Here is a 25,166-nt window from a genome sequence, read left to right as displayed (position 1 = left end):
ACGGAGGACGGGTTCCACATGACGTACGACGCAGACGTGATCGTGATCGGGGCCGGGCTGGCGGGCCTCGTGGCCACCGCCGAGCTCGTCGACGCCGGCCGCAAGGTCATCCTGCTCGACCAGGAGCCGGAGCAGTCCATGGGCGGCCAGGCCCACTGGTCCTTCGGCGGCCTGTTCTTCGTCGACTCGCCCGAGCAGCGCCGCATGCGGATCAAGGACACCCGCGAGCTGGCCCTCCAGGACTGGTCCGGCACCGCAGGCTTCGACCGCGAGGAGGACGCCTGGCCGCGCCGCTGGGCCGAGGCCTACGTGGACTTCGCGGCCGGCGAGAAGCGCCCCTGGCTGCACGCCCAGGGCGTCCGCTTCTTCCCCGTCGTCGGCTGGGCGGAGCGCGGCGGCTACGACGCGAACGGCCACGGCAACTCCGTCCCCCGCTTCCACATCACCTGGGGCACCGGCCCCGGACTGGTGGAGCCCTTCGAACGCCGCGTACGGGCCGGAGCGGCCCGCGGGCTGGTCCAGTTGAAGTTCCGCCACCGGGTCACCGGGCTCTCCCGCACGGCGGGCACCCTCGACACCGTGACCGGCGAGGTCCTGGCCCCCTCCGACGCCGTCCGCGGCACCGCGAGCGGCCGCGAGGCCACCGGGGAGTTCTCGCTGCGCGCCCAGGCCGTGATCGTGACCAGCGGCGGCATCGGCGGCAACCACGAGCTCGTACGGGCCCAGTGGCCGGCCCGCCTCGGCACCCCGCCCGCGCGGCTGCTCTCCGGGGTCCCGGCCCACGTGGACGGCCTGATGCTGGGCATCGCGGAGGGGGCGGGCGCCAGCCACATCAACAAGGACCGGATGTGGCACTACACCGAGGGCATCGAGAACTGGAACCCGATCTGGTCCAAGCACGGCATCCGCATCCTGCCCGGCCCGTCCTCGCTCTGGCTGGACGCCACCGGCAAGCGGCTGCCCGTACCGCTCTTCCCGGGCTTCGACACCCTGGGCACCCTCGACCACATCATGAAGACCGGCCACGACCACACGTGGTTCGTCCTCAACCAGCGCATCATCGGCAAGGAGTTCGGACTCTCCGGGTCCGAGCAGAACCCGGACCTGACGGGCAAGTCGGTCCGCGGGGTCATCGACCGGGCCCGCCAGGCCGTCCCCGGACCCGTGAAGGCCTTCATGGACAACGGCGCCGACTTCGTGGTCGAGAAGGACCTCTCCGCGCTGGTGCGCGGCATGAACGCGATCACCAAGGACGGACTCCTCGACGAGGAGACCGTCCGCCGCGAGATCGTCGCCCGCGACCGGGAGATCGCCAACCCCTTCACCAAGGACCTCCAGGTCACGGCGATCCACGGCGCCCGCAAGTACCTCGGCGACAAACTGATCCGCACCGCCGCCCCGCACCGGATCCTGGACCCCGCGGCCGGCCCGCTGATCGCCGTCCGGCTCTCCATCCTGACCCGCAAGTCCCTGGGCGGCCTGGAGACCGACCTCTCCTCCCGCGTCCTGACCGCCACGGGAGAACCCCTCCCGGGCCTCTACGCGGCGGGCGAGGCGGCCGGCTTCGGCGGCGGCGGGGTCCACGGCTACCGCGCCCTGGAGGGCACCTTCCTCGGCGGCTGCATCTTCTCGGGCCGCGCGGCCGGCCGCGCGGCGTCGGCCGCCGTCTCCTGAACCGGGCCGCCCCGGCCGCTCAGGGCCGACGGCTCACCAGGCGGAACCGCTCCGCCACGACCGGGGTGTCGTCGTCGACCGTGAAGCCGGGGTCGCCGACGGCCTCCCGCATCTGCGGGCCGTGCCAGAACTCCTCGTGCCCGGCACGCCATTCGGCCACTGACGTGAACCCCTCGCCCTCGTCCAGCGCGTGCCGCAGGTCCACGTCCGCCAGCCGCAGCACCCGTACGTCCGTCACCTCCAGGACGCCCACCGGACGCCCGCCGGAGTCCACGATCACCATCCGCTCGCCCGCCACCGGCAGCGGATCCCCCGCTGCCTCGTAGTCGGCCAGGACGCCCGTGGTCGTGGTCTTGGCACCGCTCAGGACGGCCGCCACCAGCCTGTCGCGCAGCGGCCCCGGGAAGGCGAACTCGATGGGCGGGAGGTCTTCGTAAGCCGTCATGGATCCCAATCTACGGTCCTGCGGGTGCCCCCGCCCGGGCGGGGGCACCCTGCGGGCAACCTGCCGGCAACCCGGCGACAACCTGTCACGAACCGGAACAACCGCATCAACTCACCTGTGGGAAACACCAGTTGAAACGAGCCACGCGGTGGACTGGACCTTGACGCGGAGCTGTGCGTACCGCTTTGCTGTGCGTGATCTTCCAGCCACATCGTCCAACCGCCCGCGTCCTGGAGGGAAATCCGCGGATGTCGCCCCCTCCGCCGCCCCTCGGCCGCGTCCGCAAGCGGGACGCCCAGCTCTTCGACCCCGCCCTCTGCGACACGGAACTCGTCGACGTCCGCGCGCAGTTCACCCAGGGCCGCTGGGTCAAGGCCCGCACCCTCCTCGTCGCCACCGGTGACGACTGGGACCGCCGCGGGCACCGCCTCGTCGTCCTCGCGGAAACCCCGGCCGCCACCGCGTGGGCGCGCGAGTGGCTCCTCGCCGAACCGGAGAGCGCCGACGCCGTCACCCTCCTCGCCTGCGCGGCCGTCTTCGGCGCCCTGCGCCGCAAGGGCACCCCCGAGGCCGCCGAAGAGGCCTGCCGCCGCGCCGCGGCCCTCCTCCCGGCCGACCCCACCCCCTGGCTCGGCCTGCTGCTCCTCACCCGCGCCTTCGGCACCGAAGAGGAGTTCAGCCGTCACTTCGACCAGGTCCGGGCCCGCCACCGCGAGCACCACCACGCCCACCACCTGATGGTCTCCCGACTGGCCGAACGGGCCCCCGCCGCCGGCCGCGACCCGCTCCACGAGGTCTACGACTTCGCCGCCTGGGCCGCCGAGGAATCCCCGGCCGACTCCCCGCTCGCCGTCCTTCCCGTCATCGCCCACGCCGAGCGCTACCGCGTCCTCGCCGCCGGGCAGGGCCGCGTCCCGGGCGCCGGAGCCGAGCACTGGTCCGGCCGCCGCGCCCGCCACGTGCTGCGCTCCGCCTTCGACTGGTGGCTCGAATGGGAGCGCGAGGACCACCCCCGCAACCGGGTGGACCTCAACTTCCTCGCCCACGCCAAGCTCTGCGAGGGCCGCCCCGCCGAGGCCGCCGCGCTCTTCCAGCGCATCGGCAGCCACGCCACCCAGGCCCCGTGGTCCTACCCGGACCTCGACCCGCACAAGGCCTTCCTCGCCGCACGCAGCGCCGCGCTCGGCACCGCCTGACCCCGGCCCGGCCGCCACAGCCCGGCAAGTACCGCTTAGCCAGAACAGCTCGGCAAGTACCGCTCAGCCAGAACCGCTCAGTCCCCGCCCCGAAAGGACCCCCGCCATGCCGACGGGCAGATCCACCACGCTCACCGATCCGGCCGGCCAGGCCGAGATCCGTACGTACAAGGGTCAGGACCGCGCCCTGCGCGCCGACCGCCTCGGCACCGCCGGCCTGCTGCTCTCCGTACTCGCCGCGAGCGCGCCCCTGATGGTCGTCGCGGGCGTCATGCCCACCATCTTCGGGGTCATGGGCATCGCCGGACAGCCCCTGCTCTTCGTGATCCTCGGCGCCGTCCTCGCCCTCTTCAGCGTCGGCTACGCCGAGATGAGCCGGCACGTCCACAACGCCGGCGCCTTCTACGCCTACATCGCGCGCGGACTCGGCCCCACCGCGGGCGCCGGCGCCTCGCTCGTCGCCCTCGTCGCCTACAGCGCCATGCAGGTCGGCGTCTACGGCATCCTCGGCTTCGAGATCTCCGGCCTCTTCGCCACCTACCTCGACACCGAACTCGCCTGGTGGATACCGGCCCTGGCCGCCGTCGCCCTCACCGGAGCCCTCGGCTGGCTCAAGATCGACCTGAACGCCAAGGTCCTCGGAGTCCTCCTGCTCATCGAGGTCCTCCTCGTCGTCGTCTTCGACGTCGCCGCCCTCGGCAAGCCGGGCCCCGACGGCCTCTCGCTGCACGCCTTCGACCCCGCGACCCTGACCGGCGCCGGTCTCGGCACCGCCCTGTGCTTCTGCATCGCCGCCTTCGTCGGCTTCGAGCAGTCCCCGGTGTACGCCGAGGAGACCAGCAGGCCGCACATCGTCGTCTCCCGGGTGATGTTCCTGGGCGTCGGCTTCGTCGCCCTCTTCTTCGCCTTCAGCGCCTGGGCCCTCACCGTCGCCACCGGCCCCGGCGAGGTGGTCAAGGCCTCCGCGGAGGCAGGCCCCGGACTGCTCTTCCAGCTCACCGAGAGCCGCCTGGGCGCCACCTTCACCGACGTCCTGCACATCCTCTTCGTGACCGGCATGTTCGCGGCGATGCTCAGCTTCCACAACGTCGTCTCCCGCTACGCCTTCGCGATGGGCCGCGAGGGCCTGCTGCCGGCCGCCTTCGGCCGCACCAACGCCGGCACCGGCGCGCCCGCCACCGGCTCGCTCCTGCAGACCGTGGTCTCCGTCCTGGTCGTCCTGGCCTTCGCCTTCACCGACGACACCCCGGCCGGTGACCCCACCGTGCCCGTCCTGCACCTGTTCACCTGGATGGGCAGCGTCGGCGCCCTCGGCGTGACCCTCCTCATGGCCACCGCCTCCTTCGCGGTCATCGCCTTCTTCGTCCGCCGCGGCACCGCCGGCGCCCAGCTCTGGCGGCTCGGCGCGGCGGGCCTCGCAGGCCTCGCGCTGCTCGCCATCGCCGTCTACACGGTCAAGGACTTCGGGGTCCTGGTCGGCGCCGCGGAGGGCTCCGCGCTGAGCTGGGTCCTGCCCGGCATCATCGCCGCCGCCGCCGTCGTGGGACTGGCGTACGGGTTCTTCCTGCGCTCCGCCCGCCCCGCGGTGCACGCCCGCATCGGTCTGGGCAACGAGGCCTTCCGTCTCGACCAGGTGGCGGAGTCGGAGGCGGAGTCGGGGTCGGGGTCGGCCGGCCCCGTGATCCCCGCCCCGCGCGGCTGACCCGTACCGGACGCACGAAGAGGGGCCCCGCCAACGGCGGGGCCCCTCTTCGCGTCTTCGCGTGTGGAGCGGTGTTCAGGCCTTCTTGACCACGCTGGACTTCAGCTGCATGGCGCCGAAGCCGTCGATCTTGCAGTCGATGTCGTGCCCGTCGACCCCGTCGATCAGCCGGATGTTGCGCACCTTGGTACCGGCCTTGATCCCCGAGGGGCTGCCCTTGACCTTGAGCGCCTTGACGACGGTCACGGTGTCGCCGTCGGTCAGCACGTTCCCGACGGCGTCCTTCACGACCTGCTCGCCGGCGTCCCCGCCGGTCTCGGCGTCGCTCTCGGCGGGCACCCACTCGTGACCGCACTCGGGGCACACCACGAGCGCGTTCATCTCGTAGGTGTACTCACAGGAGCATTTCGGACAGGGGGGAAGGTTCTCGTTCACCGGCCCAGAATATCCCGTACTCGCCCTGCACCGCTCGCCGCGCGATGCTCCCCAAACGCAGAAAACCCCACGTGAAGTGGGGTTTTCGCTTGGTGTCCGAGGGGGGACTTGAACCCCCACGCCCGATAAAGGGCACTAGCACCTCAAGCTAGCGCGTCTGCCATTCCGCCACCCGGACAAGGTGTCTGTCTCGCGTCCCTCGCGGGCCGTTCCGACGTGGAAAACATTACCAAACAATCCGGGGTCCTCGATCACACCCCCCGACGGCCGGGGATCGCCCTTGGGGGAAGCGGCCCGGAGCGCGAGGATGGAGTCAGTTCGGTACTGATCAGTGGGAGGAAGCAGCGTGAGCGAATCGGGCGCGGGCAGGACCGTCTCCGGCGAGGACGAGGTCGTCGACCTCTGCCGGGACCTCATCCGGATCGACACCAGCAACTACGGGGACCACTCCGGGCCAGGTGAGCGCAAGGCGGCCGAGTGGGTCGCGGAGCAGCTCGCCGAGGTCGGGCTGGAGCCGAAGATCTTCGAATCGCACAAGGGGCGCGCCTCGACCGTGGCGCGGATCGAGGGCGAGGACCCCTCACGGCCGGCCCTGCTGATCCACGGGCACACCGACGTGGTCCCGGCCAACGCCGCCGACTGGACCTACGACCCCTTCGCCGGCGAGATCGCCGACGGATGCGTCTGGGGCCGCGGCGCGGTCGACATGAAGGACATGGACGCGATGACGCTGGCCGTCGTACGCGACCGCATGCGCAGCGGCCGCAAGCCCCCGCGCGACATCGTGCTGGCCTTCCTCGCCGACGAGGAGGCGGGCGGCACCTACGGCGCCCGGTACCTCGTCGACAAGCACCCCGACCTCTTCGAGGGCGTGACCGAGGCGATCGGCGAGGTCGGCGGCTTCTCCTTCACCGTGAACGAGAACCTGCGGCTGTACCTGGTGGAGACGGCCCAGAAGGGCATGCACTGGATGCGTCTGACGGTGGAGGGCACCGCGGGCCACGGGTCGATGACCAACAACGACAACGCCATCACCGAGCTCTGCGAGGCCGTGGGGCGCCTGGGCCGCCACACCTGGCCGGTACGGGTCACCAAGACGGTCCGGCACTTCCTGGACGAGCTCTCGGACGCGCTGGGCACCCCGCTCGACCCGGACGACATGGACGCCACGCTCGCCAAGCTGGGCGGCATCGCCAAGATGGTCGGCGCGACCCTGCGCAACTCCGCCGCCCCGACGATGCTCGGCGCCGGCTACAAGGTCAACGTCATCCCCGGCCAGGCCACCGCCCACGTGGACGGCCGCTTCCTGCCGGGCTACGAGGACGAGTTCTTCGCCGACCTCGACCGGATCCTCGGGCCGCGCGTGAAGCGGGAGGACGTCCACGCGGACAAGGCGCTGGAGACGGGCTTCGACGGCAAGCTCGTCGACGCCATGCAGACCGCCCTGAAGGCGCACGACCCGATCGCTCGCGCGGTCCCGTACATGCTCTCCGGCGGTACGGACGCCAAGTCCTTCGACGACCTCGGCATCCGCTGCTTCGGCTTCGCGCCGCTCCAGCTTCCGCCGGAGCTGGACTTCGCCGGGATGTTCCACGGCGTGGACGAGCGGGTGCCGGTGGAGGGTCTGAAGTTCGGTGTGCGGGTGCTCGACCGGTTCATCGACGAGTCCTGAGGCCGCCGGGAGCGGTCCGGGAGCGGAACGGGCGTAGCTAACGCCCGGGAATCGGGAAGGTGTGCGGAATCCACTGAGAAGAGTGAATGCGCTCATACGCTCGTAGCCCCGGTGATCCCTCCTCGTTACAGGTGGTGCGGTCCGCGGCTGGGACCGCGCTTGCCTACTAGGAGGAACAATGTTCAAGAAGGTTGCCGCCGCTGCGGCTGTCACCGGTGGTCTGGTTCTCGCGGGTGCGGGTCTGGCTGTCGCCGACGCGGGTGCCCAGGGTGCGGCCATCGGCTCCCCCGGTGTCCTGTCCGGCAACGTCGTCCAGGTTCCGGTCCACGTTCCCGTGAACGTCTGCGGTAACACGATCTCCGTGATCGGCCTGCTGAACCCGGCTTTCGGCAACACCTGCGTCAACGCCTGACGTATCTGAAGTACTCGGCCCCGGAGCGCATTCCAGCGCTCCGGGGCTGCCGGGCTTTACGGGCCCGATGACGATCTTTTCGGCGCGCCAGGCGGGGGAGCCTGTGCGGCCGGTGCGCCGATCGGGCGTGCACGTGCGTGCGCGTGCACGACGCACACACCAGGGGACGAAGTACAGATGCGACGACAGGTACAGGTCACCGGCAAGAAGACCTTGATCACCATGGCGGCCGCGGGGGGTCTGCTCGCGCTCGGAGGGGGCTACGCGCACGCGGACTCCGGCGCCTCCGGCCGCGCCGCACACTCACCGGGACTGCTGTCCGGGAACGCCCTCGAGGCACCCGTGGACGCACCGCTGAACGCCTGCGGGAACACGGTGACGGTGGTGGGGGCCCTGAATCCGGCCTTCGGAAACCGCTGCGCGAACCTCCCGGGCCGGCCCGGACATCCGCAGCACCCACAACACCCTCAGCACCCGGACCACCCCGAACACCCCGAACACCCAGGCAACCCGCACGAACCGTGCGACGAGGACACCGGCCCGGGGCACCCGGACCACCCGGGCGGTCCGGGCGACCACGGGAATCCGGGCGGTCCGGGGGATCACGGGAATCCGGGCAACCCCGGTGACCACGGCAACCCCGGTGGCCCCGGCGGTCCTGGTGACCACGGCAACCCGGGCGGCCCCGGCACCCCCGTCGGTCCGGGTACCGGGCAGCAGCCCGGTACTCCCGCCGGGCCCGGCCCCGGTGCGGGCCCCGGAACGGGTCCCGGCGCCGGCTCGGCGACCCCGGTGACGCACCCCGCCCAGGGAGCCGGCCCCGGGACGGGGGCGGGTAGCGGGACTGGTGCAACCCCCGCCGGGGGACTCGCCGCCACGGGTTCCGGTGACGTCCTCACCGCCGGGGTGCCCCTGGCCGCGGGCATGCTGCTGGCCGGCGCCGTGCTCTACCGCCGGGCACGCAGCGCGGCCTGACGGTTCCTCAGGACGCGGGCCCCGCCCCAGGGGCCCGCGTCACCAGGTCGCGCGGACCTGGCGGATGATCCGGCGGCGCAGTCGCACGCGGCGACTGCCGTCCCGAAGCAGGGTCAGCCGGTCGAGCTCCCAATGCCCGTACTCGGCGTGTTCTGTCAGCAGGCGGGTCGTTTCCTGACGTGGAACCCCGCGGGGCACGTACAAGTCGACAAATTCGTATTCCGGCATCGCATCTATTGTGCCGCGAGAGCCCCGCTACGGATAGCGTCTGCACTATGTCTGATGCCGCTCTGCCCACTGTTGCCGAGGTACGCGCCGCCGCCGAGGCGGTCAAGGCCGCGCTCGACCGTCACCTCGCCGCGGTCGAGAGCAGGATCGGGGACGATGATCCGGACGTCTACGCCGCGTTCAACGAACTCGCCGCCGCCGCCGAGGAGTACGACGAGCTCCTCTACGACCGCTACGACGAGGTCACCCCGTTCGAGATCCCCACTCCCGAGGACGGGCTCCCGTACACCGGCCCCGCCGAACCCGCCGCCTTCAGCGTGCTCATCCGCCGCGACTACGCCGTCGTCGAGCCGGCGCGCCTGATCGCCCAGGCCGAACGCGTCGTCGCGCACGACCGCGAAGCCGAACTCGACCACGACGGCGGCACCGCCGACGCGCTCGGCGTTCTCTTCGGCGAGTACGAGCCGGACGAAATCGCCTCCCGCGCCAAGGACTTCGGTCTGGAGGAGGGCGACTCCACGCTGTGGATCGCCGCTTCGGAAGAGGTCGCCGAACCGGGGGAGTGGCTCGGCACGCCCTTCGCCCACATCGACCCGCAGGACGTGATGCACCGGTTCGACGTCAGCTCGGTCTTCGACGGGGAAGACGAAGACGACGAGTACGCGGAGGACGCCGAAGGCGGCGAGGGGGCCGAGGACGGCGCGCCGGCCGAGCGGGGCCTGACCCCGGCCTGACCCCGGTCTGGCCCCGACCCGCGCGACACCTCGTACGGAACGCACCGCGGCCCCCGTCCCACCCGGGACGGGGGCCGCGGTACGTCCGTCAGAGGGGCTCCGCCGTCGCGGACGCCACGAGCGCCCGCAGTAGACCCGCCAGCCGGGTCGTACGGGGCTTCGCCGGTACTTCCGCGACCGCACGCGGCAGCGCCTGGTCCACTCCGTGCACCACCGACAGGTGACGCTCGGCCCGGCCGAAAGCCGTGTAGACCCAGTCCCGCGACAGGGCCTGAGCCGCGTCCCCGGGCAGGACGACGACCGCCGCGGGCCAGCGCGAGCCGACGGCCTGGTGCGCCGTCACGGCCCAGCCGTGCCGCACCTGCGACTCCACCCGCTCCTTCGGTACGACGATCCGCGCGCCCGCGGCTCCGGCCAGGTGCAGCCCCTGTGCGTCGGCCGACACCACACGGGCCGGCAGCGCCCGCCCGGCGGAGGGCACGTGGACGACCCGGTCACCGGGGTCGAAGCCGCCGAACCGGCCGGGGCCCGGGTTCAGCCGCTCCTTGAGGGCCGCGTTGAGCGCGCGGGTGCCGGCCGGGCCGCCGTGGCCCGGGGTGATCACCTGGACGGCGTCCGCCGGGATCCCGAAGGCGCGGGGCACCGACTCGGCGACCAGCTGTACGGTGCGGTGCACCGCCTCCCCGGCGTCGCGGACCGGGACGATGACGACCTCCTTGCCGGGGGCGTCGACCTGGTTCAGCTCGCCGACGCCGACGCCCGAGACCAGCTCGCCGATCGGGCCCCTGTCGGGGATCCGGGAGACGAGCTGCGGGCAGGCGCGGGCCGCGAGCACATCGGCGAAGACCCGGCCGGGACCGGCGGAGCCGAGCACCGACGGGTCGCCGGACAACACCAGGCGGGCGCCGTCGGGGACGGACTCCACCAGCGCGGCGGCCGTCTCCACGTCCAGCTGCGGGGCGTCCAGGACGATGAGCAGGTCCAGCGCGAACTGCCCGTCCGCGTCCCGGCCCGGGCCCTCGGCGCCTGCCAGCAGGCCCGCCACGGTGACGGCCCCCTCGGCCGGGGCGTGCGCGGCCAGGCAGGCCCGCAGGCCGAACTCCCGGGCGGCGGCGAGCAGTGCGCGGGGTTCGGCGCGGGCGGCCTCGCCGCCGGTGTGGGTGACCAGCCCGTGCCCGGCGGCGGCGCGGATCAGCTCGGCGCCGGTGCCGGTGGCGGCCTTGTTCCAGTCGGCGGGGTCCGTGAAGGTGTTGGCGAGCCGGGCCAGGCCCTCGGCGAGGCTCTCCTCGGCCATGGCGCAGCCCTCCAGGCCCACCAGGATCCGTACGGGCTGCTCCTCGTCCTCGGTGGGCTCGGCTACGGGCGGCCCGACGGGCTCCTCGAAAGCCAGCGCGGCGCCCTCGCCGACGGCCGCCTCCAGGGCCTCCGCGGGGTCCGGCACGCCGTACTGGGCGAGGGCCGACTCCAGGGTCGGGGCTTCGAGCACGGTGTGGCCCTTGGCGGCGGCCTGCGCCAGCAGCCAGCCCACCAGGGCGGCGGCCCGCCGCTCGTCCCCGGGGCCGGTCGCCTCCGCGCCGAGCAGGGCGCGGGCGAACCCGTCGGCCTGGGTCGGGCGGACCCCGGCGACGGCCAGCAGCCGCCAGGGGGACTCGGCGAGCTGCTCGGCGGCGTCCTCGCCGAGGGCGGCGGCGGTCTGCGGGGCGAGGGTCTCGGGGGCGCCGCCCCTGGCCAGGACGGCTCGGATCGCCTGGACGGCGTCGGGGGAGGGGGCGTCCGCCTGCGGCGCGGGGGCGGGTGCGGGGGTGCGCGCCGGGGTGGGCGCCGCCGCGGGCTCCGGCCGGCGGGGCGCCGGGGGCGCGTCGAACACGGCGGGGGGCTTGCCGCCGCCCTCCACGGCCCGTACGGCGGCCAGCAGGTCGGCGGCCGTGCCGCTGAGCTTGGCGCCGGCCTCTACGGGGGCTTCGCGCTCCGCCTTGCGGCGGGCGATGCGCTCCCGCTCGATCTTCTGCGCGGCCAGCTCGGCCGCGGCTTCGCTGAGCTGGGGCGCGGCCTCGGCGGCCCCCGCCGCCCCCGTGCCGCCGTCGGTGGGCCCTGCGGGGCTTTCCCCCACCCCGCCCCTTCCCGAAACCGAGGGCTCCGCCCCCGGCCCCCCGTCCAGCTCCACGGCTTCGCCGTCCGCACCTTCGGCTTCGCCGACAGAACCCGCGGCTTCGCCGCCCGGCTCCCCGGCTTCGCCGTCCGGGCCCCCGGTCTCGTCCTCCGGCTCCCCGGCTTCGCCGGAGGCGGCCGTCTGGGGTTTCGGCTCGTCGGTGTCGGGGGCGTCGGAGTCGGTCGGCTGGGGCATCGGGGTGGGTTCCGGTGCCGGCGGGTGGGTTTCCGCGGGTGCGTCACCTTGGGCCGGGGCGGTCTCCGGGTCCGGTGCCGTCCCGGGCTCCGCAGCGGGGGCGGCCGGGTCCTCCGGGGCCGCGGCGGCGGCATCGGTGGCGGCGGTGTCGCTCACAAAGTGCTCCAGTCCTGATCGGGGTAGCGGTGGACGGGCGCCGAGACGTCGTCCAGCGCTTGGCGGATCTCCTCCGGAAGACTAAGGGCCTCCACCGACAGGGCCTGCCCGAGCTGCGCCGACGTGCGCGCGCCGACGATCGGGGCGGCCACCCCGGGGCGGTCCCGGACCCAGGCCAGGGCCACCTGGAGCGGGGTCACCGCCAGTCCGTGCGCGGCCGTCGCCACCGCGTCCACGATCCGGCTCGCCGGCTCGTCGAGGTACGGGTCCACGAACGCCGCGAGGGTTTCCGAAGCGCCCCGGGAGTCCGCCGGGGTGCCGGACCGGTACTTGCCCGTCAGGACGCCCCGGCCCAGCGGGGAGGAGGGGAGGAGGGAGACCCCCAGGTCCAGCGCGGCCGGGACCACCTCCCGTTCCACGCCGCGCTGGAGCAGGGAGTACTCCATCTGGGTCGACGCCAGCCGGGTGCGTACCCCCGGCGCCGCGAGCTGCCAGGTCGCCGCCTTCGCGAGCTGCCAGCCGCTGAAGTTCGACACGCCCGCGTACCGCGTCCGGCCGCTGCTCACCGCGATGTCCAGCGCCTGGAGGGTCTCCTCCAGCGGGGTCCAGGGATCGAAGGCGTGGACCTGCCAGAGGTCGACGTAGTCCGTGTCCAGACGCGCCAGGGAATCGTCCAGCGCGGCAAGGAGGTGGCCGCGCGAGGCGTCGAAGCGGCGGTCCGGATCCGCGACGCCGCCCGCCTTCGTCGCGATCACCAGATCCCGCCGCGGGACGACGGAACCGATCAACTGCCCGAGGAGGTACTCCGCTTCACCGCCGCCGTACACGTCGGCGGTGTCCACGAGCGTGCCGCCCGCGTTCCAGAACGTCTTCAACTGCGCGGCCGCTTCCGCCTCGTCCGGTCCGTCCGCCGACCGGCCCCAGGTCAGTGTGCCGAGACCGATCCGGGAGACGCGCAGTCCGGTGCGGCCGAGATGCCTCTGCTCCATGAGGGCTGAGACTACTGCCGCACTGACGCGGGACGGCCGGGCGCGCTACAGTCCCCGCAGACCTACGTTACTGATCGGTAAACCGGTAAGGGGACGACTTATGCGGCTCGGCATCAATCTCGGCTACTGGGGCGCTGGCATGGACGCCGACAACCTGGCCGTCGCGCAGGAGGCCGACCGCCTCGGCTACGACGTCTGCTGGGCCGCGGAGGCCTACGGCTCCGACGCGCCGACCGTGCTCGCCTGGGTCGCCGCCCAGACCGAGCGCATCGACGTGGGCTCCGCCATCCTGCAGATCCCGGCCCGCCAGCCCGCCATGACGGCCATGACGGCCGCCACCCTCGACTCCCTCACCAAGGGCCGTTTCCGGCTCGGCCTCGGGGTCTCCGGACCCCAGGTGTCCGAGGGCTGGTACGGGGTGAAGTTCGACAAGCCGCTCGCGCGGACCCGCGAGTACGTGGAGATCGTCCGCAAGGCGATGACCCGGGAACGGCTGTCCTACGAGGGCGAGCACTGGACCCTGCCGCTGCCCGGCGGGCCGGGCAAGCCGCTCAAGCTGACCGTGCACCCCGAGCGAGAGCACATCCCGCTCTACATCGCCGCCATCGGCCCGAAGAACCTGGAGCAGACCGGCGAGATCGCCGACGGCGCCCTCCTGATCTTCCCGGCCGCCGAGCACCTGGAAGCCACCGCGCTCACCCACATCCGGGCGGGCCGCGAAAAGGCCGGGCTGACGATGGACGGCTTCGACGTCTGCCCGACCGTGCCGCTGGCCCTCGGCGAGGACGTGGCCGGGCTCGCGGACATGTTCCGCCCCTACACCGCCCTGTACGTGGGCGGCATGGGCAGCCGCAAGCAGAACTTCTACAACCAGCTGGCCCAGCGCATGGGCTACGAGAAGGAAGCCGCCGAGATCCAGGACAAGTACCTGGCGGGCGACAAGCAGGGCGCGGCCGCCGCGGTCCCGCACTCGCTGATCGACTCCACCACCCTGCTGGGCCCGGTCGAGCGGATCGCCGACGGGATGCGGGCCTACGCGGAGGCCGGGGTCACCACCCTGACGCTCGCCCCGGCCGGCTTCACCCTGGAGGAGCGGACCGCCGCCCTGCGGGCCGGCGTCGAGGCCATGGAGCTCGCCGGCCTGGCGTGAAAAAGGAGATCTGCGGCCGTGGTGGGGGCTCGGGGGGTCTTCCCCGCCACGGCCGACACAGCCAACAACGCGCGGGGTGCCCGGGGGGTTACGCCCCCGGCCCCACCGGTCGCGGTCGTTCATTCGGCCGAGCCGTACGCCGCACCCGGTTGCCCCGCCCGCGAATCGGCCCTTGACTCGAGACATGCTCTCTGCGCGCAGCCTGTTCCGGGAGATCGTCGACCACGACGCTTCCTTCCAGCTGTTCTGCTCCATCGCCGCCGGCGGCGAGTCCCAGGGCGGCTGGGAGAACGCCCGGATCGCGGCCCTGGTGCCCGATTCCATGCGCGACCTCGCGCCCAAGATCACCCGGCACGGCGCCGACGAGGACAAACACGGCCGGATCTTCAACGCGCTGCTCCGCAAGCGCGGCCTGCCCCCCGTACCCGTCCCGCCGGAGACCGACTACACGAAGCTGCTGGAGCGCCGCGGCGTCGGCCTGAGCCACGAGAAGCTGCGCGGCGAGCGGGCCCTGAGCGAGGAGGACATCGTCGTCTACCTCGCGCACAGCCGGGTCACCGAGCAGCGCGCCGCCGACCAGATGGTCATGCTCGTCCGGTACTTCGGGAGCGACCCGGAGCTCGGCAAGGCCATCCGCATCATCGGCGGGGACGAGGACAACCACCTGGCCTACTGCCACGAGGAACTGCTCCGCCTCGCCCGCGCCGGCCACGGCCGCACCATCCACCGGGTGCTGCGCGAGTGCGCGCTCGCCGAGATCGGCGTCTACCGGGACGTGAGCCTCGCCGTCATGGGCCACATGGGGCGGCTGCTGGGCTGGCCCGCACCGAAGGCGGCCGCGCTGGCCGCCGGGATCCGCGGGATGTACGCGTACGAGCGGTTCAGCGGCTGGCACCGCATGGTCGACCTGCGCCCGCCGGAGCGGAGCAACCCGCTGGGCGGCACGCCGACCTCGGCACCCGAGTTCGCCTAGGCCGTCCCTTCAGACCGTCCCGTTCGGACCCGGCCCGGCCCGGGTCCGCCCGGACACCCCCTAGAGCCAGCCGCGCCGCTTGAACATCCGGTGCAGGCCCACGCAGACGACCGCCATCACCAGCAGCACCAGCGGATAGCCCCAGCGGTGCGTGAGCTCCGGCATGTGCTCGAAGTTCATCCCGTAGATCCCCGCCACCATGGTCGGGACCGCCGCCATGGCCGCCCAGGCGGAGATCTTGCGCATGTCGTCGTTCTGCCGGACGCCCATCTGCGCCAGGTGCGCGGCCAGCGCGTCCGACAGCAGCCGGTCCAGGCCCTCGATGTACTCGTTCGCCTTCGTCAGGTGGTCGGCGACGTCGCGGAAGAACGGCTGCGCGTGCTCGTGCACGAAGGGCACGTTCCCGAAGGCGAGCCGGTCCATCGGCTGCAGCAGCGGACTCGTGGCCCGGCGGAACTCCAGGACCTGCCGCTTGAACCCGTAGATCCGGGCGGCGGTGTTCTTGCTGTCCGCGGGATTCGGAGAGAAGACCTCCGCCTCCAGCTCCTCCAGATCCGCCTGGAGCTCGGCTGCCACATCGATGTAGTGGTCCACCACGGCGTCCGAGACCGCGTACAGCACCGCCGTGGGGCCGTGCCGGAGCACCTCGGGGTCCTGCTCCAGGCGGTGGCGCACGGCGGCCAGCGCGGCCCCCTCGCCGTGCCGGACCGTGACGACGAAGGAGTCGCCGATGAACACCATCAGCTCGCCCGTGGTCACCGTGTCGGCAGCGTCGTCGTACATCACCGGCTTCAGGACCACGAACAGCGAATCGTCGTAGACCTCCATCTTCGGCCGCTGGTGCGCGGTCAGCGCGTCCTCCACCGCCAGCGGGTGCAGCCCGAACTCCTGGCTGACGTGCTCGAATTCCTTCTCCGTGGGCTCGTACATGCCCACCCAGAGGAAGGCGTCGCCGATGGACCGCGCCTCCTCGAGGGCATCGGAGAAGTCGTCGGGCGCCTCTGAGCGGCGGCCTTCGCGGTACATGGCGCAGTCCACAATCACTCGCGCATTGTTCCCTGCCCCGGCCCCGTCCGCACGCCGGCGGTACCGCATACCCTTCTGCCATGGCCACGCTGATCCTCGTACGACACGGGCGGTCCACCGCCAACACCGCAGGGCTGCTCGCCGGATGGACCCCGGGGGTGACCCTCGACGAGCACGGAGCCGCACAGGCCGCCGCGCTGCCCGGGCGGCTCGCCGCCGTGCCCCTGGCCGCGGCCGTCACCAGCCCGCTGGAGCGGTGCGGCGAAACCCTGGCCCCGCTGCTGGCGGCCCGGCCCGGTCTCGCCCTGCACACCGACGAGCGGATCGGCGAATGCCACTACGGCGACTGGTCGGGCCGCAAACTCTCCGAACTGTCCGGAGAACCGCTGATGCGCATCGTCCAGCAGCACCCCTCGGCCGCAGCCTTCCCCGGAGGCGAGTCCATGCGCGCCATGCAGGCCCGCGCCGTGGACGCCGTACGCGACTGGAACGCGCGGATCGAGGAGGAGCACGGCGCCGACGCCGTGTACCTGATGTGCTCGCACGGCGACATCATCAAGTCCCTTGTCGCGGACGCCCTCGGCATGCACCTGGACCTCTTCCAGCGGATCCACGTCGACCCCTGCTCCGTCACCGCCATCCGCTACACGCCGACCCGACCCTTCCTGCTCCGCCTCGGCGACACCGGGGACTTCTCCTCCTTCGCGCCCCGCGACAACGCGTCGCCGGACGCCGCCGCGGCCGGGGACGACACGGAAGCGGGCGGTGAGGCGGTCGTAGGGGGTGGTGCGGGCGCGGTGTGATCGAACGGCGCAGTAGGGTGGACGGGCCAACCCATGGGCGCAGCCCTGCCCCTGCTGCCGACGCTTGGAGACTGGACGTGCCCCGTCAGGTGTTCCTCTACGACCCACCGGACCGTTTCGTGGCCGGCACGGTCGGCCTGCCTGGACGCCGTACGTTCTTCCTGCAGGCCTCCACCGGCCCCCGCGTCACCTCCGTCTCCCTGGAGAAGACCCAGGTGGCGGCGCTCGCGGAGCGGATGGAAGAGCTGCTCGACGAGGTCGTACGGCGCACCGGGGGCAATGCCCCCGTCCCGGCCGTGGCCCCCGCCGAGGCGACCGACACCGCACCCCTGGACGTCCCCGTCGAGGAGGAGTTCCGCGTCGGCACCATGGCCCTGGCCTGGGACGGCGAGGACCAGCGCATGATCGTCGAGGCGCAGGCCCTGGTGGAGCTCGACGCCGACTCGGAGGAGGACCTCGCCGAGGCGGAGGAGCGGCTGCTCCAGGACGAGGAGAACGGGCCGCCCATGCTGCGCGTCCGCCTCACCGGCGCCCAGGCCCGGGCCTTCACCAAGCGGGCCCTGGACGTGGTCAACGCGGGCCGTCCGCCCTGCCCGCTGTGCAGCCTCCCGCTGGACCCAGAAGGGCACGTCTGCCCGCGCCAGAACGGCTACCGGCGCCAGGCGTGAACGCCACGGGGGGAACGGCGGCATTGGAAGCACTGCTGGCCCGCGGGGAACTCACCGTCGTCGGCCGGATCCGGGAGGCGTCCAACGCCGTCCTGTTGTGCACCGTCACGCACGGGGACGCGAGCACCGACTGCGTCTACAAACCGGTCAAGGGCGAGCGCCCGCTGTGGGACTTCCCCGACGGGAACCTCGCCCAGCGCGAGGTCGCCGCGTACCTGGTCTCCGAGGCCACCGGCTGGGGGCTGGTGCCCCCGACCGTGCTGCGCGACGGACCGTACGGCGAGGGCATGGTCCAGCAGTGGATCGAGACGGGGGAGTCCCCCGAGGCGGAACTGCTCGCGCTCGTGGACGGCGAGGAAGCGGGGGAGGGCTGGAAGCCCGTCGCCTTCGCCGAGGTCGGCGAGGGCCGCACCGCGCTCCTCGTGCACGCCGACGACGAACGGCTGCGCCGCATGTCCGTCCTCGACGCGGTGATCAACAACGGCGACCGCAAGGGCGGCCACCTGCTGCCCGCTCCCGGCGGACGCCTCTACGGCATCGACCACGGAGTGACCTTCCACACCGAGGACAAGCTGCGCACCCTGCTGTGGGGCTGGGCCGGGGAGCCGCTGACCGAGGAAGCGGGATCCGTGCTGAGCTCCCTGGAGGCCGCCCTGGCCGCCGGGCAGCCCCTCGCCACCCGCCTGGCCGAACTGGTCACCACCGCCGAGCTGGACGCCGTACGGGCCCGCGTGGCCCTGCTGCTGCGCACCGGGAAGCATCCTCAGCCCTCGGGTCAGTGGCCCGCGATCCCGTGGCCGCCCGTCTGACCGGGCCGGGCCGGGTCCCGCAGCAGGACGTACGCACAGAACCGGCCGTGGCGCAAGAGTGCCGATCAGGACAACAGTGCAGGTCCGGTTCGTTTGATGAACACCTGTCCGGTTAGGCTCGAGACATGCATGCCTGGCCCGCTTCTGAGGTCCCCGCCCTTCCTGGCAAGGGCCGCGACCTCCAGATCCACGACACCGCGACCCAAGGGACGATCACCCTCGCCCCCGGTCCCGTCGCCCGTATCTACGTCTGCGGGATCACCCCGTACGACGCGACGCACATCGGTCACGCGGCGACCTACAACGCGTTCGACCTCGTGCAGCGCGTGTGGCTCGACACCAAGCGGCAGGTCATCTACGTCCAGAACGTCACGGACGTCGACGATCCACTGCTGGAGCGGGCCCTGCGCGACAACCAGGACTGGACCGAGCTCGCCGAACGCGAGACCGCTCTCTTCCGTGAGGACATGACCGCCCTGCGGATGCTGCCTCCGCAGCACTACATCGGCGCCGTCGAGGCCATACCCGGCATCGTGCCGCTGGTCGAGCGGCTGAGGGACGCGGGCGCCGCCTACGAGCTGGACGGCGACGTCTACTTCTCCGTGGAGTCCGACCCGAACTTCGGCAAGGTGTCCAACCTGGACGCCGAGGCGATGCGGCTGCTGTCGGCCGAGCGGGGCGGCGACCCGGACCGCGTGGGCAAGAAGAACCCGCTCGACCCGATGCTGTGGATGGCGGCCCGCCCGGGCGAGCCGAGCTGGGACGGCGGCTCGCTGGGCCGCGGCCGGCCCGGCTGGCACATCGAGTGCGTGGCCATCGCCCTGGACCACCTGGGGATGACCTTCGACATCCAGGGCGGCGGCTCCGACCTGGCCTTCCCGCACCACGAGATGGGCGCCTCGCACGCCCAGGTGCTGACGGGCGAGTTCCCGATGGCCAAGGCGTACGTGCACGCCGGGATGGTCGCGCTGCACGGCGAGAAGATGTCGAAGTCCAAGGGCAACCTGGTCTTCGTATCGGCGCTGCGCCGGGCCGGCGTGGACCCGGCGGCGATCCGCCTGGCCCTGCTCTCGCACCACTACCGCGCCGACTGGGAATGGACCGACGAGGTCCTCGCGGAGGCGGTGGCCCGCCTGGAGCGCTGGCGCGCGGCCGTCTCCCGCCCCGACGGCATCGCGGCGGACGCCCTCGTCGAGGAGGTCCGCGAGGCCCTCGCCAACGACCTGGACGCCCCTGCTGCTCTCGCGGCGGTGGACCGCTGGGTCGAGCGCCAGCTCGTCTCCGACGGGGACGACGAATCGGCGCCGGGCCTCGTGTCCCGCACGGTCGACGCCCTGCTGGGCGTGGCCCTGTAAGCAACCTGCGGCGCCGTGGCCGGGGGCTCCGCCCCCGGACCCCCGCGCCTGGACGTAACCGGAGGGGCTGGGACTGCCGTCAGGCAATCCCAGCCCCTCCGGCGTTTGAGGAGCGGGGTCCGGGGCGGAGCCCCGGGATACGGCGAAAGGGCGGGGCGGGGAGAAGATCCCCGCCCCGCCCTTTCGCGGCCCACCGTCCGGCTACGCCTCCGGAGGCGTCTCGTCCTCGTCCGGCGAGGCCGCCGGAGGGGCCGGGGGCTCGTCCCCGGACCCGGACGGCTCAGACTTCCGCTTCGGCGCCCGCGGCATGCCACCCGAGGTGTCCCTCAGGTACGACCCGTCACCCGGCTCCGCGCCGGCGGAAGGATCCCGCCGCCGCAGGTACCGCTCGAACTCCCGGGCGATCGCGTCCCCGGAGGCCTCCGGCAGGTCCGCGGTGTCCCGCGCCTCCTCCAGCGTCTGGACGTACTCCGCCACCTCGCTGTCCTCCGCGGCCAGTTGGTCCACGCCCAGCTGCCACGCCCGCGCGTCCTCGGGGAGTTCGCCCAGCGGGATCCGGATGTCGATCAGATCCTCCAGCCGGTTGAGCAGCGCGAGGGTGGCCTTCGGGTTCGGCGGCTGGGACACGTAGTGCGGCACCGCCGCCCACAGGGACACCGCCGGCACCCCGGCATGCGTGCAGGCCTCCTGGAGGATGCCCACGATCCCCGTCGGGCCCTCGTACTTGGTCTCCTCCAGGTCCATCGTCCGCGCCAGATCGGCGTCCGAGGTCACCCCGCTGACCGGCACCGGGCGCGTGTGCGGGGTGTCGCCCAGCAGCGCCCCCAGGATGACGACCATCTCCACGCCCAGCTCGTGGGCGAAGCCCAGGATCTCGTTGCAGAACGAACGCCACCGCATGGACGGTTCGATGCCCCGCACCAGCACCAGGTCGCGCGGTTTGGTCCCGCCGATCCGGACCACCGAAAGCCGGGTCGTCGGCCACGTGATCTTCCGTACCCCGTTGTCCAGCCACACCGTCGGCCGGTTGACCTGGAAGTCGTAGTAGTCCTCGGCGTCCAGAGCCGCGAAGACCTCGCCCTTCCACTCCCGGTCCAGGTGTGCGACCGCACCGGAGGCCGCGTCACCCGCGTCGTTCCAGCCCTCGAACGCGGCCACCATGACCGGGTCGATCAGCTCGGGCACGCCCTCAAGCTCGATCACCCAGGTCTCCTTCCGAAGTTCCCTTGTGTACGTGGGTCAGCCTAAGCCTTCATGAGGCACCGGCCACAGCCCACGACAGAGGGGCGGTTCCCCCTGGAACCGCCCCTCTGCCCTTTCACGCCACCGCTTATGCCTTGTCGGCCAGCATCTCCTCGACCCGGCCGCGCACTTCGGCGCTGTCCAGACCGCGCACCGTCACCGTCGTACGGCGGCGCAGCACGTCGTCGGCCGTCTCGGCCCACTCGTTGTCCCGTGCGTAGGCGACCTGCGCCCAGATCTCCGGCCCGTCCGGGTGGATCCGCTCGGCCAGTGCCGGGTCCTCGTTCGCGATCCGCGCGATGTCGAAGGCCAGCGAACCGTAGTGCGAGGCCAGGTGCCGGGCGGTCAGCGGGTCCATCCGGGAGCCCGGCTCGCGGTCCACGAGCAGCCGGTGAGCCACCGCGTTCGGGTTGGCGACACCGGGCAGCGCGATCCGTCGTACGAGGGACTTCACCGGCTCCATGTCGTCGGTCAGCGGGCTGCCCGGAAGCTTGGCCAGCTTGTCCATGACCACGCGGCCGATGTGCCGGTACGTGGTCCACTTGCCGCCGGCCACCGACAGCATGCCGCCCGCGCCCTCGGAGACGACCGTCTCGCGCTTGGCCTTCTCCACCCCGCCGGGACCGCCGGGCAGCACGCGCAGGCCCGCGAAGGCGTACGTCATCAGCGAGCGGTCCAGATCGGCGTCCTTCACCGAGAAGGCCGCCTCGTCCAGGATCTGCTGGATGTCGCCCTCGGTGGCCCGCACGTCCGCCGGGTCGCCCTCGTACACCTCGTCGGTGGTGCCCAGCAGCAGCTGGTCCTCCCACGGCAGGGCGAAGGTGATGCGGTACTTGTCGATCGGGGTGGCCATGGCGGCCTTCCACGGCGACTTGCGCTTCATCACGATGTGCGCGCCCTTGGAAAGGCGGATGGACGGCATCGAGTGCTTGTCCTCCATGCGCCGCAGGTGGTCCACCCACGGGCCGGTGGCGTTGAGCACGACGCGGGCGTCCACACCGAACTCGGTGCCGTCCAGGCGGTCCTTGAGCTCGGCGCCCGAGACCCGGCCGCGCGTCATGCGCAGCCCGGTGACCTCGGCGTGGTTCAGGACGACCGCGCCCGACTCGACGGCCGCGCGGACCGTCATGACGGCGACGCGCGAGTCGTTCATCTGGTGGTCGTAGTAGACGGCTACGGCCTTCAGGTTGTCCGTCTTCAGACCCGGGTTGTCGGCGGCGGCACGGGCCGGAGAAATGATCTTGCCCATGCCGTCGCCGAAGCCCGACAGCGCCGAGTACGCGAACACGCCCGCGCCCAGCTTCGCCGCGCCCACCGGACCGCCCTTGTAGACGGGGAGGTAGAAGGTGAGCGGGTTGACCAGGTGCGGGGCCACGTCCTTGGCCAGGACCCGGCGCTCGTGGTGGTTCTCGGCGACCAGCTTGACCGAACCGGTCTGCAGGTAGCGCAGGCCGCCGTGGACGAGCTTGGAGGAGGCCGAGGAGGTGGCGCCGGCGAAGTCGCCGGCGTCCACCATGGCGACCCGCAGACCCGACTGCGCGGCGTGCCAGGCCACCGAGGTGCCCAGGATCCCACCGCCGATGACCAGCAGGTCGTACGTGGCCTTCGCCAGCTGCTCACGGGTCTCGGCGCGGCTCGCGTTCGAACCGGCGGTCGGGTGCGTACCCAGGGTGGGAACGCTCTGCAGGGTGCTCATGTCCGTTGACTCCTACTTGCTCGTCGATTGCGCCGCTGTGCGGTCAGCTGGCGTCTTCGTCATCGACCCAGCCCATGGACCGCTCCACGGCCTTGAGCCAGCTCTTGTACTCGCGCTCCCGCTGCTCGGCGGGCATCCGCGGGGTCCACTCCGCCGCGCGGCGCCAGTTGGCGCGCAGGGCATCGGTGTCGGGCCAGAAGCCGACGGCCAGGCCGGCGGCATAGGCGGCGCCGAGGCAGGTGGTCTCGGCGACCATCGGGCGCACCACGGGGGCGTCCACGAAGTCGGAGAGCGTCTGCATCAGCAGGTTGTTGGAGGTCATGCCGCCGTCGACCTTGAGGGCGGCGAGCTCGACGCCCGAGTCCTTGGTCATGGCGTCGGTGATCTCGCGGGTCTGCCAGGCGGTGGCCTCCAGGACGGCACGGGCGATGTGCGCCTTGGTGACGTACCGGGTGAGGCCGGCGATCACACCGCGGGCGTCGGAGCGCCAGTACGGGGCGAACAGGCCGGAGAAGGCGGGCACGAAGTACGCGCCGCCGTTGTCCTCGACGGAGGAGGCCAGGGTCTCGATCTCGGCCGCGGTCTTGATCATGCCCATCTGGTCGCGCATCCACTGGACGAGCGAGCCGGTGACGGCGATGGAGCCCTCCAGCGCGTAGACCGGCTTCTGGTCGCCGATCTGGTAGCCGACGGTGGTCAGCAGGCCGCTGTAGGAGTTGATGATCTTGTCGCCGGTGTTCATCAGCATGAACGTGCCGGTGCCGTACGTGGACTTCGCCTCGCCCTCGGCGAAACAGGTCTGGCCGAACAGCGCGGCCTGCTGGTCGCCGAGCGCCGAGGCGACCGGGACGCCCGCGAGGACGCCCTCCTTGACGTGGCCGTAGACCTCGGCGGAGGACTTGATCTCCGGGAGGACGTTGAGCGGGACGCCCATGGACTCGGCGATCTTCTCGTCCCAGGCCAGGGTGTGCAGGTTCATCAGCATGGTGCGCGAGGCATTGGTGACGTCCGTGACGTGCACGCCGCCCTGGGGTCCGCCGGTCAGGTTCCAGATGACCCACGAGTCCATGGTGCCGAAGAGGATGTCCCCGGCCTCGGCGCGCTCGCGCAGGCCCTCGACGTTGTCGATCAGCCAGCGGGCCTTCGGGCCGGCGAAGTAGCTCGCCAGCGGCAGGCCCGTCTCGCGGCGGAAACGGTCCTGGCCGACGTTGCGGCCGAGTTCCTTGCACAGGGCGTCGGTGCGGGTGTCCTGCCAGACGAGCGCATTGTGCACGGGCTCGCCGGTGTGGCGGTCCCACATGACGGTGGTCTCGCGCTGGTTGGTGATGCCGACGGCCTTGACGTCGGCGGCGGTGATCTCCGCCTTGGCGATGGCTCCGGCGACGACCTCCTGGACGTTGGTCCAGATCTCGACGGCGTCGTGCTCGACCCAGCCCGGCTTCGGGAAGATCTGCGCGTGCTCCTTCTGGTCGACGGCGACGATGCGCCCGTCACGGTCGAAGACGATGCAGCGGGAGGAGGTGGTGCCCTGGTCGATCGCGGCGATGAAGGGGCCGGTGCTGGTGGTCATGGTGGCTGCTCCTGGCAGGTGTCGAAGTAGGCGGAATCAGAATGGCGGTGCGGATGGTGCCGTGGTGCCGATTACTGATCAGGCGAACGCGATGTTGTACAGACCGCCGGCGAGCGCGGCACCCGCGAGGGGGCCGAGGACCGGGATCCAGGAGTAGCTCCAGTCCGAGCCGCCCTTGTTGGGGAGCGGCAGCAGGGAGTGGACGATGCGGGGGCCGAGGTCGCGCACCGGGTTGATGGCGTAACCGGTCGGGCCGCCCAGCGAGAGGCCGATGCCGACGACGACGAACGAGGTGATCAGGACGCCGATGACGCCGAGGCCCTTGCCGTCGTCCTGGAGGCCCTGGGTCAGGATGGCCAGGACCAGGACGGCGGTGCCGATGATCTCGGTGGTGAGGTTCTGGACGACGTTGCGGATCTCGGGGCCCGTGGAGAAGATGCCGAGCACCGGGCCGGCCACGTCGTGCGGGTGCGGGTCCTCGGGGCCGAGCTTGGCGTCGCGGATGTGCTCCGGGTCGGCCAGGTGCGCCTGGAACTGTCCGTAGTAGGCGAGCCACATCAGGACCGAGCCGATCATGGCGCCGAGCAGCTGGCCGGCGAAGTAGACCGGTACGTCGCCCCAGGCGCCGTCCTTGATCGCGATGCCGACGGTGACGGCCGGGTTGAGGTGCGCACCGGAGAGCGGCGCGGAGACGTAGGCGGCGATCAGGACGGCGAAACCCCAGCCGAAGGTGATCGCGAGCCAGCCGGCGCCCCGGGCCTTGGAGCTCTTGAGCGTCAGTGCGGCGCACACGCCGCCACCGAGCAGGGTGAGCAGGGCGGTACCGATGGTCTCGCCGATGAAGATGTCGGAGCTGGACACCCGCGACTCCTTTGTCGTTCAGGGGTGGTGGCCGCCGGGTCCCTCCGGCGG

The 25,166-nt window shown here is 72.3% G+C and carries 23 protein-coding genes and 1 tRNA gene; 13 read left to right on the top strand and 11 right to left on the bottom strand.

All coding sequences use genetic code 11. The features are described 5' to 3' along the window. The first annotated feature begins 18 nt into the window (after positions 1–18). The gene (locus OG247_RS10205) at positions 19–1,674 is read left to right on the top strand and encodes an FAD-binding dehydrogenase (RefSeq protein ID WP_327251934.1); all 1,656 of its coding nucleotides are present in this window, start codon (positions 19–21) and stop codon (positions 1,672–1,674) included. Positions 1,675–1,693: 19 nt separating this feature from the next. Here the strand turns inward: OG247_RS10205 and OG247_RS10200 are convergent, their stop codons facing one another. Further along, positions 1,694–2,119, bottom strand: coding sequence for an ASCH domain-containing protein (locus OG247_RS10200; RefSeq protein WP_327251933.1), 426 nt, complete (start codon positions 2,117–2,119; stop codon positions 1,694–1,696). Positions 2,120–2,367: 248 nt separating this feature from the next. Between OG247_RS10200 and OG247_RS10195 the strand changes: the two genes are divergently transcribed. Together OG247_RS10195 and OG247_RS10190 are read left to right on the top strand one after the other, a co-directional pair. Then, the gene (locus OG247_RS10195; protein WP_327251932.1) at positions 2,368–3,315 is read left to right on the top strand and encodes a hypothetical protein; all 948 of its coding nucleotides are present in this window, start codon (positions 2,368–2,370) and stop codon (positions 3,313–3,315) included. Between the two features lie 106 nt (positions 3,316–3,421). After that, positions 3,422–5,017, top strand: a complete 1,596-nt coding sequence (locus tag OG247_RS10190; RefSeq protein ID WP_327251931.1) for an APC family permease — start codon at positions 3,422–3,424, stop codon at positions 5,015–5,017. Between the two features lie 75 nt (positions 5,018–5,092). Here OG247_RS10190 and OG247_RS10185 read toward each other — a convergent pair whose 3' ends face one another. Together OG247_RS10185 and OG247_RS10180 are read right to left on the bottom strand one after the other, a co-directional pair. Next, positions 5,093–5,452, bottom strand: a complete 360-nt coding sequence (locus tag OG247_RS10185) for a zinc ribbon domain-containing protein YjdM (RefSeq protein WP_327251930.1) — start codon at positions 5,450–5,452, stop codon at positions 5,093–5,095. A gap of 90 nt (positions 5,453–5,542) precedes the next feature. After that, positions 5,543–5,630 (bottom strand) — tRNA-Leu (locus OG247_RS10180). 168 nt (positions 5,631–5,798) lie between these two features. Here OG247_RS10180 and OG247_RS10175 point away from each other — a divergent pair. From OG247_RS10175 to OG247_RS10165, 3 genes are all read left to right on the top strand, one after another. Beyond that, entirely contained in the window at positions 5,799–7,124 is a 1,326-nt protein-coding gene (locus tag OG247_RS10175; protein WP_327251929.1) for a M20/M25/M40 family metallo-hydrolase, read from the top strand. A 178-nt stretch (positions 7,125–7,302) separates the two neighbouring features. Further along, positions 7,303–7,536 carry a chaplin ChpH gene (gene chpH, locus OG247_RS10170; RefSeq protein ID WP_243333973.1) on the top strand — a complete coding sequence of 78 codons (234 nt, stop codon included), beginning with the start codon at positions 7,303–7,305 and terminating at the stop codon, positions 7,534–7,536. Between the two features lie 177 nt (positions 7,537–7,713). After that, the gene (locus OG247_RS10165) at positions 7,714–8,511 is read left to right on the top strand and encodes a chaplin (RefSeq protein WP_327251928.1); all 798 of its coding nucleotides are present in this window, start codon (positions 7,714–7,716) and stop codon (positions 8,509–8,511) included. Between the two features lie 39 nt (positions 8,512–8,550). On the opposite strand, the gene OG247_RS10160 is transcribed toward OG247_RS10165, so the two are convergent. Beyond that, the gene (locus OG247_RS10160) at positions 8,551–8,739 is read right to left on the bottom strand and encodes a DUF5703 family protein (RefSeq protein WP_243333977.1); all 189 of its coding nucleotides are present in this window, start codon (positions 8,737–8,739) and stop codon (positions 8,551–8,553) included. A gap of 47 nt (positions 8,740–8,786) precedes the next feature. Here OG247_RS10160 and OG247_RS10155 point away from each other — a divergent pair, with 47 nt between their 5' ends. Further along, positions 8,787–9,473 carry a hypothetical protein gene (locus OG247_RS10155; RefSeq protein WP_327251927.1) on the top strand — a complete coding sequence of 229 codons (687 nt, stop codon included), beginning with the start codon at positions 8,787–8,789 and terminating at the stop codon, positions 9,471–9,473. Positions 9,474–9,561: 88 nt separating this feature from the next. On the opposite strand, the gene OG247_RS10150 is transcribed toward OG247_RS10155, so the two are convergent. Together OG247_RS10150 and OG247_RS10145 are read right to left on the bottom strand one after the other, a co-directional pair. Then, positions 9,562–11,817, bottom strand: a complete 2,256-nt coding sequence (locus OG247_RS10150) for an ATP-dependent RecD-like DNA helicase (RefSeq protein WP_327257406.1) — start codon at positions 11,815–11,817, stop codon at positions 9,562–9,564. A gap of 152 nt (positions 11,818–11,969) precedes the next feature. Then, a complete protein-coding gene (locus OG247_RS10145) occupies positions 11,970–12,962 on the bottom strand; it encodes an aldo/keto reductase (protein WP_327251926.1) in 993 nt (330 codons plus the stop codon). Between the two features lie 100 nt (positions 12,963–13,062). Between OG247_RS10145 and OG247_RS10140 the strand changes: the two genes are divergently transcribed. Beyond that, on the top strand, positions 13,063–14,112 hold the full coding sequence (locus OG247_RS10140; protein WP_243333982.1) for an LLM class F420-dependent oxidoreductase: 1,050 nt from the start codon (positions 13,063–13,065) through the stop codon (positions 14,110–14,112). A gap of 184 nt (positions 14,113–14,296) precedes the next feature. Next, positions 14,297–15,085 carry a ferritin-like domain-containing protein gene (locus OG247_RS10135; protein WP_327251925.1) on the top strand — a complete coding sequence of 263 codons (789 nt, stop codon included), beginning with the start codon at positions 14,297–14,299 and terminating at the stop codon, positions 15,083–15,085. A gap of 60 nt (positions 15,086–15,145) precedes the next feature. Here OG247_RS10135 and corA read toward each other — a convergent pair whose 3' ends face one another. Continuing rightward, entirely contained in the window at positions 15,146–16,129 is a 984-nt protein-coding gene (gene corA / locus OG247_RS10130) for a magnesium/cobalt transporter CorA (protein ID WP_327251924.1), read from the bottom strand. Positions 16,130–16,191: 62 nt separating this feature from the next. Between corA and OG247_RS10125 the strand changes: the two genes are divergently transcribed. The 4 genes from OG247_RS10125 to mshC all read left to right on the top strand — a co-directional run bounded on the left by OG247_RS10125 (position 16,192) and on the right by mshC (position 19,746). After that, entirely contained in the window at positions 16,192–16,914 is a 723-nt protein-coding gene (locus OG247_RS10125) for a histidine phosphatase family protein (RefSeq protein ID WP_327251923.1), read from the top strand. Between the two features lie 77 nt (positions 16,915–16,991). Continuing rightward, positions 16,992–17,582 (top strand): DUF3090 domain-containing protein, encoded by a 591-nt coding sequence (locus OG247_RS10120; protein ID WP_243333987.1) that lies wholly within the window; start codon positions 16,992–16,994, stop codon positions 17,580–17,582. Then, entirely contained in the window at positions 17,546–18,391 is an 846-nt protein-coding gene (locus OG247_RS10115; protein WP_327257405.1) for an SCO1664 family protein, read from the top strand. The genes OG247_RS10120 and OG247_RS10115 overlap by 37 nt, the downstream gene beginning before the upstream one ends. 125 nt (positions 18,392–18,516) lie before the next feature. Next, positions 18,517–19,746: a cysteine--1-D-myo-inosityl 2-amino-2-deoxy-alpha-D-glucopyranoside ligase gene (mshC, locus tag OG247_RS10110; protein WP_327251922.1), complete on the top strand. Its 1,230-nt coding sequence runs from the start codon at positions 18,517–18,519 to the stop codon at positions 19,744–19,746. Positions 19,747–19,947: 201 nt separating this feature from the next. Here the strand turns inward: mshC and OG247_RS10105 are convergent, their stop codons facing one another. The 4 genes from OG247_RS10105 to OG247_RS10090 form a co-directional block, all read right to left on the bottom strand. After that, positions 19,948–20,949 (bottom strand): PAC2 family protein, encoded by a 1,002-nt coding sequence (locus OG247_RS10105; RefSeq protein WP_327251921.1) that lies wholly within the window; start codon positions 20,947–20,949, stop codon positions 19,948–19,950. Positions 20,950–21,076: 127 nt separating this feature from the next. Beyond that, positions 21,077–22,684, bottom strand: a complete 1,608-nt coding sequence (locus tag OG247_RS10100; RefSeq protein WP_327251920.1) for a glycerol-3-phosphate dehydrogenase/oxidase — start codon at positions 22,682–22,684, stop codon at positions 21,077–21,079. A 43-nt stretch (positions 22,685–22,727) separates the two neighbouring features. Next, positions 22,728–24,254, bottom strand: a complete 1,527-nt coding sequence (glpK, locus tag OG247_RS10095) for a glycerol kinase GlpK (RefSeq protein WP_327251919.1) — start codon at positions 24,252–24,254, stop codon at positions 22,728–22,730. Positions 24,255–24,332: 78 nt separating this feature from the next. Beyond that, a complete protein-coding gene (locus OG247_RS10090) occupies positions 24,333–25,115 on the bottom strand; it encodes an MIP/aquaporin family protein (protein ID WP_327251918.1) in 783 nt (260 codons plus the stop codon). Positions 25,116–25,166: the final 51 nt, after the last annotated feature.

It is taken from the genome of Streptomyces sp. NBC_01244, assembly GCF_035987325.1.
In the GTDB taxonomy this organism is placed as follows: domain Bacteria; phylum Actinomycetota; class Actinomycetes; order Streptomycetales; family Streptomycetaceae; genus Streptomyces.
This window is presented reverse-complemented; position numbering and strand designations above follow the sequence as displayed.